The 17,967-nt window shown below is 64.8% G+C and carries 14 protein-coding genes; 3 read left to right on the forward strand and 11 right to left on the reverse strand.

The annotated features are described in order from the left end of the window. Positions 1-48: 48 nt before the first annotated feature. Genes C380_RS19575 through C380_RS19590 form a run of 4 tightly spaced genes read right to left on the reverse strand, consistent with a single transcriptional unit; the run spans position 49 to position 2,572 of the window. Complete coding sequence (locus tag C380_RS19575) at positions 49-1,011, reverse strand: aspartate carbamoyltransferase catalytic subunit (protein ID WP_015015580.1); 963 nt, start codon at positions 1,009-1,011, stop codon at positions 49-51. Between the two features lie 12 nt (positions 1,012-1,023). Further along, positions 1,024-1,548, reverse strand: coding sequence for a bifunctional pyr operon transcriptional regulator/uracil phosphoribosyltransferase PyrR (gene pyrR, locus C380_RS19580; RefSeq protein WP_015015581.1), 525 nt, complete (start codon positions 1,546-1,548; stop codon positions 1,024-1,026). After that, complete coding sequence (gene ruvX / locus C380_RS19585; RefSeq protein ID WP_015015582.1) at positions 1,545-1,976, reverse strand: Holliday junction resolvase RuvX; 432 nt, start codon at positions 1,974-1,976, stop codon at positions 1,545-1,547. The genes pyrR and ruvX overlap by 4 nt, the downstream gene beginning before the upstream one ends. Continuing rightward, complete coding sequence (locus tag C380_RS19590; RefSeq protein WP_015015583.1) at positions 1,973-2,572, reverse strand: YqgE/AlgH family protein; 600 nt, start codon at positions 2,570-2,572, stop codon at positions 1,973-1,975. The genes ruvX and C380_RS19590 overlap by 4 nt, the downstream gene beginning before the upstream one ends. Before the next feature lie 21 nt (positions 2,573-2,593). On the opposite strand from C380_RS19590, the gene C380_RS19595 reads away from it, so the two are divergent. Then, the gene (locus C380_RS19595) at positions 2,594-4,078 is read left to right on the forward strand and encodes a deoxyribodipyrimidine photo-lyase (RefSeq protein ID WP_043565658.1); all 1,485 of its coding nucleotides are present in this window, start codon (positions 2,594-2,596) and stop codon (positions 4,076-4,078) included. Positions 4,079-4,110: 32 nt separating this feature from the next. On the opposite strand, the gene C380_RS19600 is transcribed toward C380_RS19595, so the two are convergent. From C380_RS19600 to C380_RS24700, 7 genes are all read right to left on the reverse strand, one after another. Further along, the gene (locus C380_RS19600; protein WP_015015585.1) at positions 4,111-5,283 is read right to left on the reverse strand and encodes a PilT/PilU family type 4a pilus ATPase; all 1,173 of its coding nucleotides are present in this window, start codon (positions 5,281-5,283) and stop codon (positions 4,111-4,113) included. Positions 5,284-5,391: 108 nt separating this feature from the next. Continuing rightward, complete coding sequence (locus C380_RS19605) at positions 5,392-11,658, reverse strand: Hpt domain-containing protein (protein WP_015015586.1); 6,267 nt, start codon at positions 11,656-11,658, stop codon at positions 5,392-5,394. 51 nt (positions 11,659-11,709) lie between these two features. Continuing rightward, a complete protein-coding gene (locus tag C380_RS19610) occupies positions 11,710-13,998 on the reverse strand; it encodes a methyl-accepting chemotaxis protein (RefSeq protein WP_015015587.1) in 2,289 nt (762 codons plus the stop codon). A 21-nt stretch (positions 13,999-14,019) separates the two neighbouring features. Beyond that, on the reverse strand, positions 14,020-14,547 hold the full coding sequence (locus tag C380_RS19615) for a chemotaxis protein CheW (RefSeq protein WP_015015588.1): 528 nt from the start codon (positions 14,545-14,547) through the stop codon (positions 14,020-14,022). Between the two features lie 15 nt (positions 14,548-14,562). Further along, entirely contained in the window at positions 14,563-14,928 is a 366-nt protein-coding gene (locus C380_RS19620; RefSeq protein WP_005796104.1) for a PleD family two-component system response regulator, read from the reverse strand. Beyond that, positions 14,928-15,326 (reverse strand): PleD family two-component system response regulator, encoded by a 399-nt coding sequence (locus C380_RS19625; RefSeq protein ID WP_015015589.1) that lies wholly within the window; start codon positions 15,324-15,326, stop codon positions 14,928-14,930. The genes C380_RS19620 and C380_RS19625 overlap by 1 nt, the downstream gene beginning before the upstream one ends. Before the next feature lie 59 nt (positions 15,327-15,385). Further along, entirely contained in the window at positions 15,386-15,559 is a 174-nt protein-coding gene (locus C380_RS24700; protein WP_015015590.1) for a rubredoxin, read from the reverse strand. Between the two features lie 94 nt (positions 15,560-15,653). Here C380_RS24700 and C380_RS19630 point away from each other — a divergent pair, with 94 nt between their 5' ends. Together C380_RS19630 and hemL are read left to right on the forward strand one after the other, a co-directional pair. Then, a complete protein-coding gene (locus C380_RS19630; RefSeq protein ID WP_015015591.1) occupies positions 15,654-16,613 on the forward strand; it encodes a bifunctional hydroxymethylpyrimidine kinase/phosphomethylpyrimidine kinase in 960 nt (319 codons plus the stop codon). Next, complete coding sequence (gene hemL / locus C380_RS19635) at positions 16,597-17,910, forward strand: glutamate-1-semialdehyde 2,1-aminomutase (protein WP_015015592.1); 1,314 nt, start codon at positions 16,597-16,599, stop codon at positions 17,908-17,910. The genes C380_RS19630 and hemL overlap by 17 nt, the downstream gene beginning before the upstream one ends. Positions 17,911-17,967 lie beyond the last annotated feature (57 nt).

The following is a 17,967-nucleotide window of genomic DNA, read 5'->3' on the forward strand; positions in this document are numbered from 1 at the left end:
TGATATATGCGCTAGCAGCTATTAAAACAGGAGCGATTACCCGATGGGTCACGCTTCATTCCCCGCGACGATGGACATGACCGCCATGCGCACTGCGATGCCGAAGGTCACCTGCGGCAGGATCACGCTCTGCTTGCCATCGACCACGGCGGAGTCGATCTCCACGCCACGGTTGATGGGGCCGGGGTGCATGACGATGGCGTCGGGCTTGGCCAGTTGCAGCTTCTCCTGCGTGAGGCCGAAGCTCTTGAAGTATTCCTGGCTGGACGGCAGCAGCGCTCCGCTCATGCGCTCGTTCTGCAGGCGCAGCATGATGACCACGTCGGCGTCCTTGATGCCTTCTTCGAGCGTGTGGCACACGCGCACGCCCATCTGCGCCATGTCAGATGGCACAAGCGTGCGCGGGCCCACCACGCGCACTTCGGCACAGCCCAAGGTGGTCAGGCCGTGGATGTCGGAGCGCGCCACGCGCGAGTGCAGCACGTCACCCACGATGGCCACGGTGAGGTTGCTGAAGTCCTTCTTGTAGTGGCGGATGGTGTACATGTCCAGCAACCCCTGCGTGGGATGGGCATGGCGGCCGTCGCCCGCGTTGATCACGTGCACATGGGGGGCCACGTGCTGGGCGATGAGGTACGGCGCACCCGACTCGCTGTGCCGCACCACGAACAGGTCGGCGGCCATCGCGCTCAGGTTGGCGATGGTGTCGAGCAGCGATTCGCCCTTGCTGGCCGAGCTGCGCGCGATGTCCAGGTTGATCACGTCCGCCGACAGGCGCTTGGCCGCGATCTCGAAGGTGGTGCGGGTGCGCGTGCTGTTCTCGAAGAACAGGTTGAACACGCTCTTGCCGCGCAGCAGAGGTACCTTCTTCACTTCGCGGTCGTTCACGCTCACGAAGTTGGCGGCCGTGTCGAGGATGTGCGTGACGATGTCGCGCGGCAGGCCCTCGATGGACAGCAGGTGGATCAGCTCGCCGTTCTTGTTGAGTTGGGGGTTGCGCTTGTGCAGCACGGTCGGGCCTCTTTAGTCTTTGTCCTGGACTTGGAATTGGAAGGTGCCGCTGTCGCCCCGCGCCAGGGCCAGCGACTGGGCGGCGGGCAGCGCCACGCGCGCGGCGGCAAAGTCGGCCTGCACGGGCAGCTCGCGCCCACCCCGGTCCACCAACACGGCCAGGCGTACGCTGGCGGGGCGGCCGTAGTCGAACAGCTCGTTGAGCACGGCGCGGATGGTGCGGCCGGTGTAGAGCACGTCGTCGAGCACCAGCACGTCGGCTCCGTTCACATCAAACGGCAGCGCGGTCTGTGCGCTGGCCGACAGGCCGCGCTGGGCGAAGTCGTCGCGGTGCATCACCGAAGAGAGCACACCGGCGGGCCCTTCCAGGCCCAGGTCTTTTTGCAAGCGCTCGGCCAGCCAGGCACCGCCCGAGGCAATGCCCGCCAGGCGCGTGGTGGGGGTGAGCATGCTGCGCACGCCGCGCAGCAGCTCGCGGTACAGCGCCTCGGCGTCTAGCACCAGGCTGCCGGACATTCCGGGGGATGGGGTGGTCATGGGAGATTCCTCAAAAACTGTTCCAGGATGATGCAGGCCGAGGCCGCGTCGGCATCCTTGGCGCCACCGGCGATGGCTTCGGTGGTGCTGTAGCGCTCGTCCACCTCAAACACCTGCAGACCAAAGCGGCCACGCAACTGGCGCCCGAACTTGAGCGCACGTGCCGTGTTTTCGTGGGCTGCGCCGTCCGGGTGGTAAGGCACGCCGATCACCAAAGCGTCAGGCTGCCATTCCTTGATGCGCTCGGCCACCTGGGCAAAACGGGCGTCGCCCTCGGCCTGGATGGTGCGCTGGGGCGTGGCGCTCTTGAGCATGCGGTTGCCCGAGGCCACGCCCGTGCGCTTGAGCCCGAAATCAAAAGCAAGAAAAGTCTGGAAATGCGCAGGAACGGCTGGCGGCTGAATGGACTGAGCGGGCGCACCAGTCATGCGTGCCCCGCCTCGGGCGACAGCATCCAGGCCTGCAGGCCCAGGAGCGACAGGGCCCGGTCGTAACGCTCGGGCACTGGGGTGTCGAAGATCACCGACAGATCGGCCGCCACGGTGAGCCAGGCGTTCTCGGCCAACTCAGATTCGAGCTGGCCCTCGCCCCAGGACGAGTACCCCAGCGTGATGAGCACGCGGCGGGGGCCGGCGCCCGTGGACAGGGCTTCGAGCACGTCCTTGGAGGTGGTCATCTCCAGGCCACCGGGGATGGTCATGGTGGAGGCATAGGCCGACTCGTCGGTTTCCCCCTTGTCCATGAGCATGGGTTCGTGCAGTACAAAACCGCGCTCGGTCTGCACCGGGCCGCCTTGGAAAACGGGCTCTTTGGTGAGGTCCTCGCGGCGCAGGGACAGGTCCACCTTGTCGAACAGGCCCTTGAGGGTGATATCGGTGGGCTTGTTGATGATGAGGCCGAGCGCACCGCGCTCGCTGTGCTCGCACAGATAGACGACGCTGCGCGCAAAAGACTCATCTTCCAGGCCGGGCATCGCGATCAGGAAATGATGCGTCAGGTTGATGGGCGCAGAATCGAAAGACATCCCGCAATTTTAACGGTGAACATGCCCTCCTCCCCCGAGCCCCGCTACCCCCGCGGCCTGGTCTGGTTCCGCCGCGACCTGCGCGCCCACGACCAGGCCGCCCTGTACCACGCGCTGACGCGCTGCGAGCAGGTGTTCTGCGCCTTCGTCTTTGACAAGCACATCCTCGACGCCCTGCCCCGCGCCGACCGGCGGGTGGAGTTCATCCGCGAGTCGCTGGTGGAGCTGGACGACACGCTGCGCGAGCTTTCGGGGCAGGAAAGGGGCGGCCTCATCGTGTGGCACGCCGTGGCCAGCGATGCCATTCCGGCACTGGTCAGCGCCCTGGACGTGCAGGCCGTCTTTGCCAACCACGACGATGAACCCCAGGCGCTGGACCGCGACCGCCTGGTACGCACGCGCCTGGCGGCCGCCGGCAAGGCCTTTCACACGTTCAAGGACCATACGCTGCTGGAGCGCAGCGAGGTGCTGACGCAGACGGGCAACCCGTACAGCGTGTTCACGCCGTACAAGAATGCGTGGCTCAAGAAGATCGACGCGTTCCAGCTCAAGAGCTATCCGGTGGAGCGCCACGCCCACCATCTGGCAGCCCGCCCTGAGGCCCATTGCCAGCCCGTGCCCACCTTGCAGGACCTCGGGTTTGAGCCCACGGACCTGTCCCAGCTGCGCCTGCCCACGGGAGCCCGGGGCGCACAGCAGCTGTTCGACGATTTTCTGGGCCGCATCGAGCGGTATGAGGACACGCGCAACTTTCCGGCAGTGAAAGGGCCCAGCTACCTGAGCGTGCACCTGCGGTTTGGCACCATCTCGCCGCGCTTGCTCGCGCGCACGGCGCACCGCCTGATGCTGGAGGGCAACCCGGGCGCCACGACCTGGCTCAGTGAGCTGATCTGGCGGGACTTCTACTTCCAGATCCTGCACCACCACCCGCATGTGGTGGGCCAGAGCTTCAAGCCTGCCTACGACGCCATCGCCTGGGAGACCGGCCCTGAAGCCGATGCCCTGTTTGCCGCTTGGTGCGAGGGCCGCACCGGCTACCCGCTGGTGGACGCCGCCATGGCGCAGATAAACCAGACGGGCTACATGCACAACCGCCTACGCATGGTAGTGGCCAGCTTTCTGGTGAAAGACCTGGGCATCGACTGGCGGCGCGGCGAGGCCTACTTTGCCACGCACCTCAATGACTTCGACCTGGCCGCCAACAACGGCGGCTGGCAGTGGGCCAGCTCCAGCGGGTGCGACGCCCAGCCCTATTTCCGCATCTTCAACCCGGTGAGCCAGAGCGAGAAGTTCGACCCGGAGGGCAAGTTCATCCGCCGCTACCTGCCCCTGCTCGCAGCGCTTCCCACCAAGGCGCTGCACGCCCCGTGGCTGGCGCGGCCGCTGGAGTTGCAGGAGGCGGGGGTACGCTTGGGTGACACCTACCCCCTGCCCGTGGTGGAGCATGACGCAGCGCGGCAGCGCACGCTGGAGCGCTACGCCGTCGTCAAGACGGCCGGGGGGTAACACCCGCCCTGTTGAGCAGGGCACACGGTGGGTCAGCGATGTGTCGTGGGCGGTGGTTCGTCCGGCGGGGGTTCCTCCGGCGCCATCTGCATGCCCTCGCCGCCCAGCGAGGCCCCCGCGGCCAGCCGCAGCCGCAAGCGGACATCGGTGCGGTTGTCCGCGTTGGCGATGGCTTCTTCGGGCGATATCGCGCCCGCCTCCACCATGCCCAGCAGCGACTGGTCAAAGCTCCACATGCCCTGCTCGCCGCTGCGGGTGATGGCGGTCTTGAGTTCGTCGATCTGCCCCTTCTGGATCAGCTCGGCCACATAGGGCGTCAGCAGCATGATCTCAGTAGCGGGTACCAGATGGCCCGCAAGCCCCTGGACCAGCCGCTGCGCAATCACGGCGCGCAGGTTGAGCGACAGGTCCATGAGCAGTTGGCGGTGCGCATCCTCGGGGAAGAAGTTGACGATGCGCTGCACGGCTTGGTTGGCGTTGTTGGCGTGCAGGGTGGACACACACAGGTGGCCGGATTCGGCGTAGTGCAGCGCGTGCTGCATGGTGGCCCGGTCGCGGATCTCGCCAATCATGATCACGTTAGGCGCCTCACGCATGGCGCGGCGCAGCGCTTCGTCATACGACAGGGTATCGAGCCCTACCTCGCGTTGCGTCACCAGGGATTTTTTGTGGCTGTGCAGGTATTCGATGGGGTCTTCCACCGTAAGGATGTGCCCGCCGGTGTGCGTATTGCGATGGTCCAGCAGTGCCGCCAGCGTGGTGGTCTTGCCTGAGCCTGCCGAGCCCACCGTCAACACCAATCCCCCTTTGAGAAACGCCAGCCGCTGGAGCACGGGCGGCAACCCCAGTTCTTCCAGCGTGGGAATCCGCGCAATCACATGGCGAATCACCATGCCGGCCTGCCCCCGCTGCATGTGCACATTCACCCGAAAGCGCTCGCCATCGGCGGTCTGCAGCGACAGGTCACATTCCATCGTGGCCTCAAACTCCTTGCGCTGGGCCTCCCGCAGGATGGAATAGGCCATTTGCCGCACATCGTCGGCTGAGAGCACTTGCTGCGCAATGGGGATGAAGGCGCCCTGCCGCTTGATGGTGGGCGCAGCACCGGCCATCAGAAAGAGGTCCGAAGCGCGCTCGCGCGCCACCAGGGCCAGGCAAGCCAGCAGCCGGGGATCGGGGGATGGGGATGGTGCCAGCGGGTCCATCACGGAGACGCGGTCCGCCGTATCCATGCACGGGACACAAGCGATGGTGACGAATGAGCACCCCCGACCCAGGCTGACTCGCAGGGTCGGGAGTGGGCCGGCATGGTGTCAGGCCTCGGCCGCTGCGGCGATGCGGGCGTAGTGCTGAATCAGGCTCAGCAGCTCTTCGTCCGAATACGGCTTGCCCAAGTAATGGTTCACGCCCAGCTCCATCGCATGCTCGCGGTGCTTTTCAGCAATGCGCGAGGTGATCATGATGATGGGCAGATCACGCAAGGCACCGTCTGCACGGATGTTGCGCGCCAGATCGAAGCCGTCCATGCGCGGCATTTCGATATCGGACAGAACCACCGTCGGGCGCTCTTCCTGCAAGCGCTCCAGCGCCTGCAGACCATCGGCCGCCAGGGCCACACGGTAGCCTTCGCGCTGCAGCAGACGCTGCGTCACGCGGCGCACGGTGATGGAATCATCCACCACCAGCACCAGCGGCACCTGACTCGGTCCCGACAACTGCTGAGACACGACGGCCTTACCCGTGCCGCCTGCGGCGGGGGCGTCGGGCGCTGGTGCCATGTCGGCACTGGCCGCACGCACCTGGTCGCCATACACCGTGGCCAAGGCCACCGGGTTGTAGATCAGCACCACTGCACCCGATGCCAGCACGGACATGCCCGCCAGACCCGGCAGACGGGACAACTGCGGCCCCAGGTTCTTCACCACCACTTCCTGGTTGCCCAGCACTTCGTCCACGTGCATCGCAACACGCTGGGCAGCGCTTCGGAAGATCACCACCGGGCGGGTCTTGCCCGCCGGCTCGGTGCTGCGGCTGGACGACTGCAGCAGGGCTCCCGACCAGAAGAACGGAATTTTCTCCATGCCGTCGTCAAACACGCCGGTACGGTAAGCCTCTGCCAAGTCAGGGGCCGAGGTGCGGCGGACGATCTCGACCACGTTGGCCGGAACGCCGATCGCCAAATCACCCGAGCGCAGCATCACCACCTGCGTCACTGCGGTGGTCAACGGCAGCACCATGCGGAATGCCGCACCCTTGCCCGCCTCGGTGGAGGTTTCGATGCGGCCGCCCAGCGCATTGATCTCAGCACGCACCACGTCCATGCCGATGCCCCGCCCTGCCAGACCAGTCACTTCGGAGGCCGTCGAGAAGCCTGGCATGAAGATCAGGTTGGCCGCATCCGCATCGCTCATCTCCACGCCGGGCTCCACGATGCCCTGAGACACGGCCTTTTCGCGAATGCGCGGCAGGTTCAGACCCGCTCCGTCATCGCGGAACTCGACCGATACGTCATTGCCTTCGTGGTGCAGATCCACCGTGATGGTGCCCGACGCTGGCTTGCCGGCCGCCGTGCGCACTTCAGGCTCTTCAATGCCGTGGGCCACGCAATTGCGCAACAAATGTTCGAAGGCGGGCGTCATGCGGTCCAGCACGCCACGGTCCATTTCGATGGAGCCGCCGGTGATGTCCAGCTTGATCTGCTTGCCGGTTTCCTTCGAGGCCTGGCGCACCACCGCGTACAAGCGCTCGGCAATCCCCTCGAACTCCACCATACGTGTGCGCAGCAGATCCCGCTGCAGCTCACGCGCCTGGCGGCCTTGGGCAATCAAGTCATCTTCAGCGCCTTCCATGGCGCGTTGCAGATTGCGCTGCACCGTGGCCACGTCATTGACCGACTCGGCCATCATGCGGGTCAACTCTTGCACCCGTGTGAAGCGGTCGAACTCCAGCGGATCGAAGCCTGCCGCAGAGTCCTTGGACAGCGCCAGGCGCGACTGCATCTGCGACTCGGCCTGCACCTCGATATCGCGCAATTGCTGGCGCAAACGGTCCAGGTTGCCCGACAGATCGGTGAGCGAGCTGCGGAACTGGCCCAGGCGCGCGTCGAGGCGCGAACGGCTGATCATCACCTCGCCCGCCTGGTTGACCAAGCGGTCCAGCAGCTGTGCACGCACGCGCACCGACTGGTTGGCAGCCACCCGCAGGGGCGCCAGCTGCGAGGGTCCGGGCAGGCGCACGGCCGGAGCCGTCATCGCCACCGGCTTGGCAGACGGTACGGCCGCCGACGGGACGGAGGCCTCCACATCCGCCACGCTGGCGCGGGCGGCGGGCACGGCTTCCACCGGCAGGGCCACCACACCGTCCGAGGGAGCCTGGCCAATGGCGCGCAGCGCCTCGAAGTTGGCTTGCAGGCCGTCGAAACTGCCTTGCAGCGGCTCGATCTGGTCGGCCGTGACGGTTTCCGCGTCCAGTTGCTCGATCGCAGATTCCAGCCGGTGGGCCATTTCGCCCAGGCGCATCGCACCGGCCAGTCGCGAACTGCCCTTGAGCGTGTGCAGGGCCCGCAACACTTCGCTGCGAGCGCTGAGGTTATCGGGGCGTGAGGCCCACTGGCGCAGCGCACCACCCAGCTGCGGCAGCAACTCGGCCGCCTCTTCCTCGAAGATGGGGAACAGGTCGGGGTCGATGACGTCGATCGCATCGATGTCGTCGTCCGCGTCCGGGATCGAGGCAATGGCGTGCGCAATGGCATCGTCAATGAGCTGATCGTGGTCGTGGATGACCGCAGACAGCGCGGGGGCCACATGGCCCACGGCAGGTGTGGACACGGGCTCGGGTACGGCTGGTGCAGCTGGCTCTGGCGCGGCATCCGCGACGGGCGCCTGCACCACCGGCTCTGGTGCCAATCCGGCAGCGGCAGCTTCGGAGGCTTCCTGCTCTGCTGCGTCGAGGTAGGCCTGCGCATCCTCTTCGGGCGGAGACTGGGTGCTGACCACCTCGGTTTCCAGAATCTGGCGCAGCTGGGCCAGCGCTTGCGGGCTGGGCTCTTTGAGGAACCCGGCAGCAAACTGGTGCAGCAGGCGACGGATGTCTTCCGCCGCTGCCATGAAGGCGGACGCCTGTTCCTCGGTGCCCCCCGACTGCAACTGCACATGCTGCAGCGTGTGCTCCAGCACGCGTGCCATTTCGGACAACGCGGTGAAGCCTACCGTGGCCGAACTGCCGGCCAGCGAGTGCGACAAGGCCACGGCCGTGTCAGGCAGCGGCTCGTGCAGCTCCAGCGCCCATTCCTGCAAGCAGGTCACCAGGCGACGAGACCATTCATCGGCCTCATTCAGGTACACGTTGTACAGCGGGATGCCAATGCGCAGCGTGTCGATGACCTTGACGGCATCGTCGCTGCCGCCTTCTTCCTGCGGCAGGACATCGAGCAGATTCGCCACGTCTTGCGCGGACCCTGCTTCAGCGAGGTCGTCTGGCAAGGCTTCGGGACTTGCCTCGGCAACGTCCTCGGGGGCAGGTGCCTGCAGTGCAGCAGCCTCGGCCGACTCGGCCTCCAGCAGCTTCTCCAGCTCGGCCACATCCAGCGCTTCCAACCCGTCCGAAGGAACGCTGGCCTCCGTGACCACCCCGGTTTCCGGTTCGGGCGCGTCGAGCACCAGGTCTTCCGGTAGCAAGAATTCGTCGCCCAGAGCGTCTGCGGGGACTTCCAGCGGCGCGTCGACGGGCTCTGCGTGAGCCATTGCTGGCGCTGGCATCTCGGCCGACACAGGTTCCAGATCGGGCAGCTCCAGATCGAGCACGAAGTCTGCGCTGGACGGATCCACCGCCGGCGCGGGCTCGGGAGCGGGCTCGTTGAGTGCTGCGGTGAACACGGAGAAGTCAATCTCCTCGGCCACCTCTGGCGCAGCGCTGGCGACTTCGGCAGGCTGTTCGGGCACATGGTCCGATATTTCGGTGGCCTGGAAGTCCGGCACCATCAGTTCGTCTTCGAGCGCCTCGGTGGGGAGGGCCGTCGCAGCCATGGTCGGCTCCGGTGCGGGCTCCTCTGCGACGTCTGCCACTGCCGAGTCCAGGACGGGCTCCAGGACGGCAGCGCCACCCGAGGCCATGGCCAGCGGCACCAGTGTGCCGTCCAGACGCATGGCGTCGGCGGATCGGCGGAAAGACTCGGGGTCCCAGCCCGTCGCCCGGCCTGCAGCGATGTCATCGGCCCAGCTGCTGAAGGCATGCAGGGCGTCGGTCGACAGCTGCAGCAGGCTCGGCTGCATGGGCTTTTGTTCGGCGAGCCAGACGTTGAGCACCTGCTCCATCGACCAGGCGGCTTCGCCAAAGTCGTTCAGCCCCACCATGCGCGAACTGCCCTTGAGCGTATGGAACGCACGACGCAGTGTGGTCTGCTCGCTCAGGTCACCGGGCTCGCCCCGCAGCTGCTCGATGGCAGCCAGGCCGTTCACCACCACTTCGCGCGCCTCTTCGAGGAACACGTCGAGCAGTTCGTCTTCCACATCGGGCACTGCGGCGGGCGCAGCGGCGGGCACCGGGGACGCCGCCTCGGCTGGCGCAGGGGCCACCACGGCAGGGGCCGGAACGTCAAAAGAAATGTCCGGGGCCAGGCCGGCGGGCTCAGCCGCCACGCCAGCATCGGCCGCAGGGGCCGAATCAAAATCAGGGAACGGCGCAAAGTCCGTGGGCTCGCTGGCAGGCTCCTGCACAGGGAACCGTGGAATCACGTCGGGCACCACGGTGGCTGAACGCTCTTCCAGCTTGGCTGGAGCCTCTTCCACCGCATCGGAGGCGCGCGCACGGGTCTTGCCCATGAGGATGCGCAGCTCGCCCAGATCTTCGTCGTAGACGAAAAGCTTGCGCGCCATGGTGCGCTGGTAGCTCAGCATGTCGATCAGGAAGCCCAAGGCTCCCAGGCTGTTGCCCAGCTTTTCAAAAGCTCCCTGGCGTTCTTCTTCGGGCACCTCGTTGATCAGCAGACGCTCCACCGTGTCGCGCATGCGAACCACGGCCAGCGACGCTTGGTCCAGCCCCAGCACCGACAGCACGCCACGCATTTGCGCGAGATGCCCTGGCACGGTCGCCAGCACAGCGGTGTCCTTAGGGTTTCGGAAAAACTGGTCCATGGCCTTCTCGGCCTCGCCCAGGGTCACGCGGAGTTCATCGACCACGCTGCCCATGGTCTGGTTGTCGCTGACCCGGCGGTACAGCTCTTCCATCCATTGCTCGAGCGGTTCAGGTTCGGCACCTGCCGTGACCGCGTCCAGACGCTCTGCGAGACGGCTGGCGCGGGCTTCCATCTGTTCGTCCGCGGTGTCCAGCTCTTCAAAGGCCGCTTGCAAGTACAGCACCGAGGTAGCCACTTCCATGGCCAACGCGGGCGATGGAGGCTCACCCGATCGGGTGGTGGAATCAAGGGCACGCGTCAGCGCCTGCGCCAGGTTCTCACTGCCGGGGTGGAGCTTGCGCAGCGAGTCGCACACCAGACTGAACTGGTCTGCGGCTGGCTTGAGTTTGTTTCGGTCACCGCCCGCCAGGGCGGACCAGGTTTCCGTGGCGGAGGCAATGCGCTTGCGCGCCTGGGCCAGCACCGCCGGGTCAAAACGGCCAAAGCGGGCGGTCTCGTAGTCCACCGGCTTGAACCGGTCCAACGCAAAAGCCTGGCGAACCGCCCTCAGCGAGGGCGCAGCGTCATCCGGGAGATCTGCCACCCGCGCCTGCGAGCAGAAGAACAGCAGATCCTGCACCAGCCGGTCGGCAATCGTTGGATCGCCCTTGGCCAGGGTGGCGTACTGCATGAGCACACGGGACGCCACGCGCTTCACGTACACATCCGGCGGCAGGAGCCCCGAGCCAAAGGCGTCGAAGAAGCCCGCGCAGATTTTCCAGAACGCGCGCGCTTGCCGATCCGTCTGGGCAGCCACAAAACCCAGGCAGGTGTCGCGCAAGCTGAGGGCGGCCTTCAGATCACCCGACTTGACGATGCGCAGCACTGCAGCATCCAGCCGCGCACGCGCCTCGGGACCATAAGGCAACGGAGGCAGCGACACCGCGCCTTCAGGTTCGCGGAAACGGCGTTCCACCGGCCACAGGTCTGCGGGGTGAACACGATCAGCGCCCGCCAGGGCCTGGGCATCGCGGTATTGCGGAAACAGCGCCACCGGCGACACGGCTTTGCCAGCCAGCACGGTTTCCAGGTATTCGATCAGTGCAAAACTGGCACGCTCGATGACGGCGGCAGCGTCATCGCTGCAGGTCTCGGGGCGCTGCACAAACTTCTGCACCGCCGATTCCATGGACCGCAGCACCAGTGCGGGCGGGCCCATGCCCACCATTTCCAGCGCGCCGCAGGCCTGGTGCAACTGCTGGCGTGCAATGCGCAAGGGGCCAGCGTCCAGCGCCGCCAGATCGGACTCGCGTGCTACCTCGGCATCACGCACAAAGCGACGCATCGCCTTGACGGCACCGTCCAGCGATTTGCGCAGCTCGTCAAGCACCCAAGCCAAAGGACCCAGGTCCTGATCTCCCTGGGTCCCGTCGGCGGCCGGTGCATTGTTGACATCAATAGATGACATGGATTCGTCCCCGGCTGCAATGAGCCAGCTGGTTGATGACTAACTGCTGCGTCAGGCGATCTTGAACCGTGCCACCGATTGGCGCAGTTCTTCGGCCATGTGCGAAAGCTCGCGCACCTGCTGCGCAGTCGTGCGGGTACCTTCACCCGTCTGTTCGGTCACCGCAAAAATGTGCTGGATGTTGTCGGCCACTTCGTTGGCCAGAACAGCTTCCCGGGAAGTCGAAGACGAAATCTGCTCAATCAGTTCAGCCAGACGGCGCGACACGCGGTCGATTTCGGTCAGTGCGGTACCGGCGCTGTCGGACAGCCGGGCCCCTTCCACCACACCCTGCGTGGAGCGCTCCATAGCGGCCACGGCGTCCTGGGTGTCGGTCTGAATGGCCTTCACCAGCGCCGAGATCTGGCGCGTAGCGTCTGCGGAGCGTTCAGCAAGGCGCTGCACTTCTTCCGCCACCACCGAGAAGCCGCGACCGGCTTCACCGGCAGACGCGGCCTGAATGGCGGCGTTCAGAGCCAGCACGTTCGTCTGCTCGGTAATGTCAGAAATCAGCTCGGTGATTTCACCGATCTCCTGCGACGATTCGCCCAGGCGCTTGATCCGCTTGGAAGTGTCCTGGATCTGGTCGCGGATGGAGTTCATACCGCCGATGGCGTTCTGCACGGCCTGCAGACCCGAGTCCGCAGCTTGCAGCGACTGACGGGCCACCGTAGCGGACTCTTGCGCCTGTGTGGACACCTCGTTGATTCGGGTCGCCATGTCCAGAACGGAGCGGCCGGTTTCGCGAATTTCGCGCAGCTGCTCGGTCGATGCCGCCAGCAGTTCGGTCGAGGTGTTGTCCACCTGGGCGGTCGTCTGCGCCACGCGGGTCGCGGTGTTCTGCACGCTGCCCACCAGCTGGCGCAACTCTTCCACCGTGTAGTTCACCGAGTCAGCAATAGCGCCGGTGATGTCTTCCGTCACCGTGGCTTCTTGCGTCAAGTCACCTTCAGCAACCGACTGCAGTTCGTTCATCAAACGCAAAATGGCGGCCTGGTTGGCGTCGTTCACGCGCTTGGCTTCCTGCTCCTGGCGCTTAGCGTCGCGTTGCTGGTTTTCAGCAGCTGCCTGACGGCCACGGCTGTCCAGCAGCTGAACGCGCGAAATACCGATACCGCACAGCAGCACGAACAAGCCTGCCAGCGCCAGAGCGGCGAACTGGCCTGCGCCCAGACCAGTCTGGGCGGACAGCTTGCTCTGCAGGCCTTCGAGCTGGCGGCGCAGGGGTTCGCTGTCAGCAACGATGGCGGACTGCGCTTCGCGGGCAGACACCAGTCCTTGCAGGTTGCCCAGAATGGCGCTGGCCTGGGTGCGGGTCTGTTCGTACAGCTTGATCAGCGCTTCCAACTGCTCGCGGGTCTGCGCGTCCTTGGTGGCCGACAGGCGCAATTCAGGGCTGCCTTCCAGCAGGCCTTGCGCAATTTCCTTGAAGGAGTTCAAGTCCTTGCCCAGCAGAAACACGGCCTCGGGGCTCACGCCTTCCATGGTCTGGAACTCGTTAGCAGACTTACCAATACGCTGGGTCAACATCACCAGCTGGCCTGCGGCGGAGATTTCGGCTGCAGGAGCGTTTTGTTGCAGCTTGAGCGACGACACCGTTTCAGCGATTTCCAGCAGGTCGGACGACTGGCGGTTGATGGTGCGCAGAGCGTCACCCACCTGCGTCAGGATCTTTTGCTGGCCCATCACCACGCTGGCGTTGCGCTCAGCGCGCTCCATCAGGGGGTTGACGGCGTCCAGATCGGGTTTGAAAGGTTCGCCCAGCGACTGCACACCCAGCTCGTTGTCACCCGAATTCAGGGCGCGCACGTTGCGGGCCAACACGCCCGAGCTTTCCACCACGTCCGGGAAGGCCTGTGGACTACCCACTAGCGCCTGCGACACCGACTTGGCGAGACGTTGCGACTGCATCAGCGACTGGCCGGTAGCCGCCAGCTGCTGCGCGGAACGGTCGGCCAGCTGCAGCACCCAACCGGCGATCAGTGCCAGCACCACCACCCCCACGGCCAGCAAGGCCAGCAGCCGGCGCTGGTGGCCTGCGGCGGTCGAGCGGCCTAGCAGAGGCAGGCTGATGAGGTCTTCTTTGGCTTCATGAGCTGTGAGCTCGGATGTGTAGCCATCAGGATCGCCCTGGACACTGTTCATCGCTTCGGCCTGGTAGGAGTCACTCAGTTGCGGGCCATCCAGCGCCCCTGTGGCCATAAGGTCCCGCCCATCATCGGTCACGCCGGCGGCGCCGCCAGTATCAGGCGTGACGGGTTTCCGGTTGAACAGTTTTCCAAATTGATTGACGACGGACATGGTGCAGCCTTACAGAAAAACTCAAGCACTTATGCTCAGGAAAGCGGGATGTTGGGACAGGATCTGCAAGTTCAGCTCCTGCCAGCGTGTACCACTGGAATCAATATAAGTGGTACCGAAGAAGCTGGGGGATTCCTCGGCCGGCAACTCGGACGACACAAACGCATCCGTGCCACGCAGACCCGCCAAGCGGTCCACTAGCAGGGCGGCATTCACGTCGAGCGCGGCATTGAACGCGAGCAGACTGGCCTCGGACAGCGCTTGCTCGGTGCGCGGCGCTTTGAAGCCCAGCAAACCCGCGAGGTCCACCACCCCCACAAGGCCACCTCGCAGGTTGGCCACACCCAGAAACCAGCTCTGGGTGTAAGGCACGGCCTGCACCGATACCCAAGGGAAGATCTCCCCGGACTGCCCCAGGGGCAGCAAATAGAAATTCCCGGCGGACTCTACAGCCAGCCAGGAGGACACAGATGTACCTTCGGACCTTGCAGCCTGCAAGCGGCTGGCAAGTCGGGTCTGGAGCTCCCGTAGGGCTTCGCGGTTTGCCATGAGCGCGCCGCTGCCTCAGTTCAGAGCGTCGATTTTGGCCTGTAGCTCTGCGGGGTCCACCGGCTTGGTGATGTAGCCGCGCGCACCTTGGCGCATGCCCCAGACACGGTCGGTTTCCTGATTTTTGCTGGTGCACATGATGATCGGCACATCAGCGTAAAGGGGGTCGCGGGTAATGGCACGCGTGAGCTGGAAGCCGTTTTGGCCGGGCATCACCACATCCATCAGGATGAGGTCGGGCTTTTCTTCGGCCAGACGGCGAAATGCCTCCTCGGCATTTTCTGCAGTACGAACTTGCATGCCTTTTTTCTGAAGCAGGTCCGTCAAAAACATCAACTCGGTCTTCGAGTCGTCGACGACCAATACTTTCTGAATGGGCATTAGATAGCTCCTTGTTGGGAATTGCCAAACTGCTGCACGGCCTGCAACAGCTGGTCTTTGGTAAACGGCTTGGTGAGATATTCTTGGCAGCCAACCATGCGCCCACGCGCTTTGTCGAACACACCGTCCTTGGAGGACAGCATCACTACCGGAGTATCTGCAAAACGGGCATTGCGCTTGATGATGGCGCAGGTCTGGTACCCGTCGAGCTTGGGCATGAGGATGTCGCAAAAAATCAGCTGAGGCTGGTAATCATTGACTTTGGCCAAAGCATCAAAGCCGTCGTCGGCCAACAAGACTTCGTGCCCCCCCTGCTTGAGAAAAATCTCGGCGCTTCGACGGATGGTGTTGCTGTCATCCACCACGAGCACTTTGAAAGATGCGCCTGTTGTAGTCAATTGTCACTGCTCCCGATGGAGAAAATAAACAACGCAGCAGCGAATGGTGCTGGAGCGCCTCAGATCTGGACCATCTCGAAATCTTCCTTGCGGGCGCCACATTCTGGGCAGGTCCAGTTCATCGGGACCTGATCCCAAGGCGTGCCGGGTGCAATGCCGTGCTCGGGAGACCCCTGCGCTTCGTCATAAATCCAGCCGCAAATCAAACACATCCAAGTTTTAAAGTCGGTCACAGCTTAAAGGGCCTTCACATAGAATGCAACGATTGTATCTAGCGATTTCCGCGGCCTGCAGCTTCTGTGCCACCCCTCCAGCAGGATCTGGTCCATGACCACCAAAGCCTCCCTCCCCCCCTCCGAAATCCCAGATATTGACGACGATGACGCGGAGGAAGCGAGCCCGGCCTGTGTGCTGGTCTTCAACGCCAGCGACCCCAGTGGAGCGGGCGGACTGACCGCCGACATCACCACCATCGCCTCTGTCGGCGGACACCCGATTGCCGTGGTCACCGGGGCCTATGCCCGCGACACGGCTCAGATTTTTGACCACTTCAGCTTCGACGACGAGGCGGTGTCCGAGCAGGCGCGGGCCGTGCTGGAAGACCTGCCCGTGCAGGCGATCAAGGTCGGCTTTGTGGGCAGCCCCGAGAACATCAGCACCATTGCCGAGATCACGACCGACTACGACGAAGTCCCCGTGATCGCCTACATGCCCAACCTGTCCTGGTGGCGCGACGAGCTGATTGACGAGTACCTCGACGCCTTCCGCGAGCTGCTGCTGCCCCAGACCTCGGTGTTGGTTGGAAACCACAGCACGTTGTGGCGCTGGCTGCTGCCGGACTGGACGGGCGAGCGCAGCCCCACCGCGCGCGACATTGCCCGCGCAGCCTCCGAGATGGGCGTGCCTTACACATTAGTCACTGGCATCCCCTTGCCCGAGCAGTTTGTCGAGAACGTACTGGCCTCGCCCCAGACCGTGCTGGGCAGCGGCAAGTTCGAGCTGTTCGATGCCACCTTCTCCGGCGCGGGCGACACCCTGTCGGCAGCGCTCACCGCCTTGGTAGGCAGCGGCAACGATCTGGGCGAAGCCACCAGCGAAGCCCTGGGCTATCTGGACCGCTGCCTGGATGCAGGCTTTCGCCCCGGCATGGGGCACATCGTGCCCGACCGCATGTTCTGGGCGCAGCCCGAGGGCGAAGAGACCGACGGCGACGAAGAAGAACCCACGATTGACGAAACACAGGCCCTGGAGGGTTTTGTGATGCCACCCCATGACACCAAACACTGATCTCAATATTCCCCTGTTCGAACGCGCCAAGGCGCTGATCCCCGGAGGCGTGAATTCGCCCGTGCGGGCCTTCAAGGCGGTCGGAGGCACACCCCGCTTTGTCAAGCGTGCGCAAGGCGCCTACTTCTGGGATGCGAACGACCAGCGCTTCATCGACTACATCGGCTCCTGGGGCCCGATGATCCTCGGCCACGGCCACCCGGCGGTGCTGGAGGCCGTGCAGAAGGCCGCGCTCGAAGGCTTCAGTTTTGGCGCACCCACCGAGCGCGAAGTGGAGCTGGCCGAAGAGATCCTGAGCCTGGTCCCTTCGATGGAGATGATCCGCCTGGTCAGCTCGGGTACCGAAGCGGGCATGAGCGCCATTCGCCTTGCGCGCGGCGCCACGGGTCGCAGCAAGTTCATCAAGTTTGAGGGCTGCTACCACGGCCATGCCGACTCGCTGCTGGTCAAGGCCGGCTCGGGCCTGGCCACGTTTGGCAATGCCACCAGCGCCGGTGTGCCGCCCGAGGTAGTGCAGCACACCATCGTGCTCGAATACAACAACATCCCGCAGCTCGAAGAAGCCTTTGCCCTGCACGGCAAGGAGCTGGCCTGCGTGATGATCGAACCCATTGCGGGCAACATGAACCTGGTGCGCGCCAGCGTGCCGTTCATGAAACGCTGCCGTGAGCTGTGCACCGAGTATGGCGCGCTGCTGGTGCTCGACGAAGTGATGACGGGCTTCCGCGTGGCCCTGGGCAGCGCCCAAAGCGTGTACGCCAAGAGCATCCCCGGCTTCCAACCCGACCTCACCGTGCTGGGCAAGGTGATCGGCGGCGGCATGCCGCTGGCGGCCTTTGGCGGGCCGCGCGCCATCATGGAACACCTCGCGCCACTGGGCGGCGTGTACCAGGCGGGCACGCTGTCGGGCAACCCGGTGGCCACGGCCTGCGGGCTGGCCACGCTGCGCGAGATCCAAAAGCCCGACTTTTTCGATGCGCTGTCGGCCCGCACCCGCTCGCTGGTCGATGGACTACAAGCGGCCGCCGATGCTGAAGGCGTGCCGTTCTGCGGCGACTGCGAGGGCGGCATGTTCGGCTTTTTCCTGCTTCCCGAGCTGCCGCAAAACTACGCCCAGGTGCTCAAGACCGACAGCGCGCGCTTCAACCAGCTGTTCCACGGTCTGCTCGACCGGGGCATCTACATTGCACCGGCCCTGTACGAAGCCGGTTTTGTAAGCGCTGCCCACACTGCCGACGACGTGGCAGCCACTGTGACTGCAGCGCGTGAAGTGTTCAAGACGCTCTCAAAACAATAGCTGTCTGCGCATATTGCACTAGCGCTTCCTGCCAATTTGGCACTGAATGGCCCTCAC

It is taken from the genome of Acidovorax sp. KKS102, from assembly GCF_000302535.1.
In the GTDB taxonomy this organism is placed as follows: Bacteria; Pseudomonadota; Gammaproteobacteria; order Burkholderiales; family Burkholderiaceae_C; genus Acidovorax.

Bases quoted from the DNA above. Each gene is read 5' to 3' on its own strand.
- pyrR (WP_015015581.1), bottom strand. From the start codon at position 1,548: ATGACCACCCCATCCCCCGGAATGTCCGGCAGCCTGGTGCTAGACGCC.
- ruvX (WP_015015582.1), bottom strand. From the start codon at position 1,976: ATGACTGGTGCGCCCGCTCAGTCCATTCAGCCGCCAGCCGTTCCTGCG.
- C380_RS19590 (WP_015015583.1), bottom strand. From the start codon at position 2,572: ATGTCTTTCGATTCTGCGCCCATCAACCTGACGCATCATTTCCTGATC.
- C380_RS19595 (WP_043565658.1), top strand. From the start codon at position 2,594: ATGCCCTCCTCCCCCGAGCCCCGCTACCCCCGCGGCCTGGTCTGGTTC.
- C380_RS19600 (WP_015015585.1), bottom strand. From the start codon at position 5,283: ATGGACCCGCTGGCACCATCCCCATCCCCCGATCCCCGGCTGCTGGCT.
- C380_RS19605 (WP_015015586.1), bottom strand. From the start codon at position 11,658: ATGTCATCTATTGATGTCAACAATGCACCGGCCGCCGACGGGACCCAG.
- C380_RS19610 (WP_015015587.1), bottom strand. From the start codon at position 13,998: ATGTCCGTCGTCAATCAATTTGGAAAACTGTTCAACCGGAAACCCGTC.
- C380_RS19615 (WP_015015588.1), bottom strand. From the start codon at position 14,547: ATGGCAAACCGCGAAGCCCTACGGGAGCTCCAGACCCGACTTGCCAGC.
- C380_RS19620 (WP_005796104.1), bottom strand. From the start codon at position 14,928: ATGCCCATTCAGAAAGTATTGGTCGTCGACGACTCGAAGACCGAGTTG.
- C380_RS19630 (WP_015015591.1), top strand. From the start codon at position 15,654: ATGACCACCAAAGCCTCCCTCCCCCCCTCCGAAATCCCAGATATTGAC.
- hemL (WP_015015592.1), top strand. From the start codon at position 16,597: ATGACACCAAACACTGATCTCAATATTCCCCTGTTCGAACGCGCCAAG.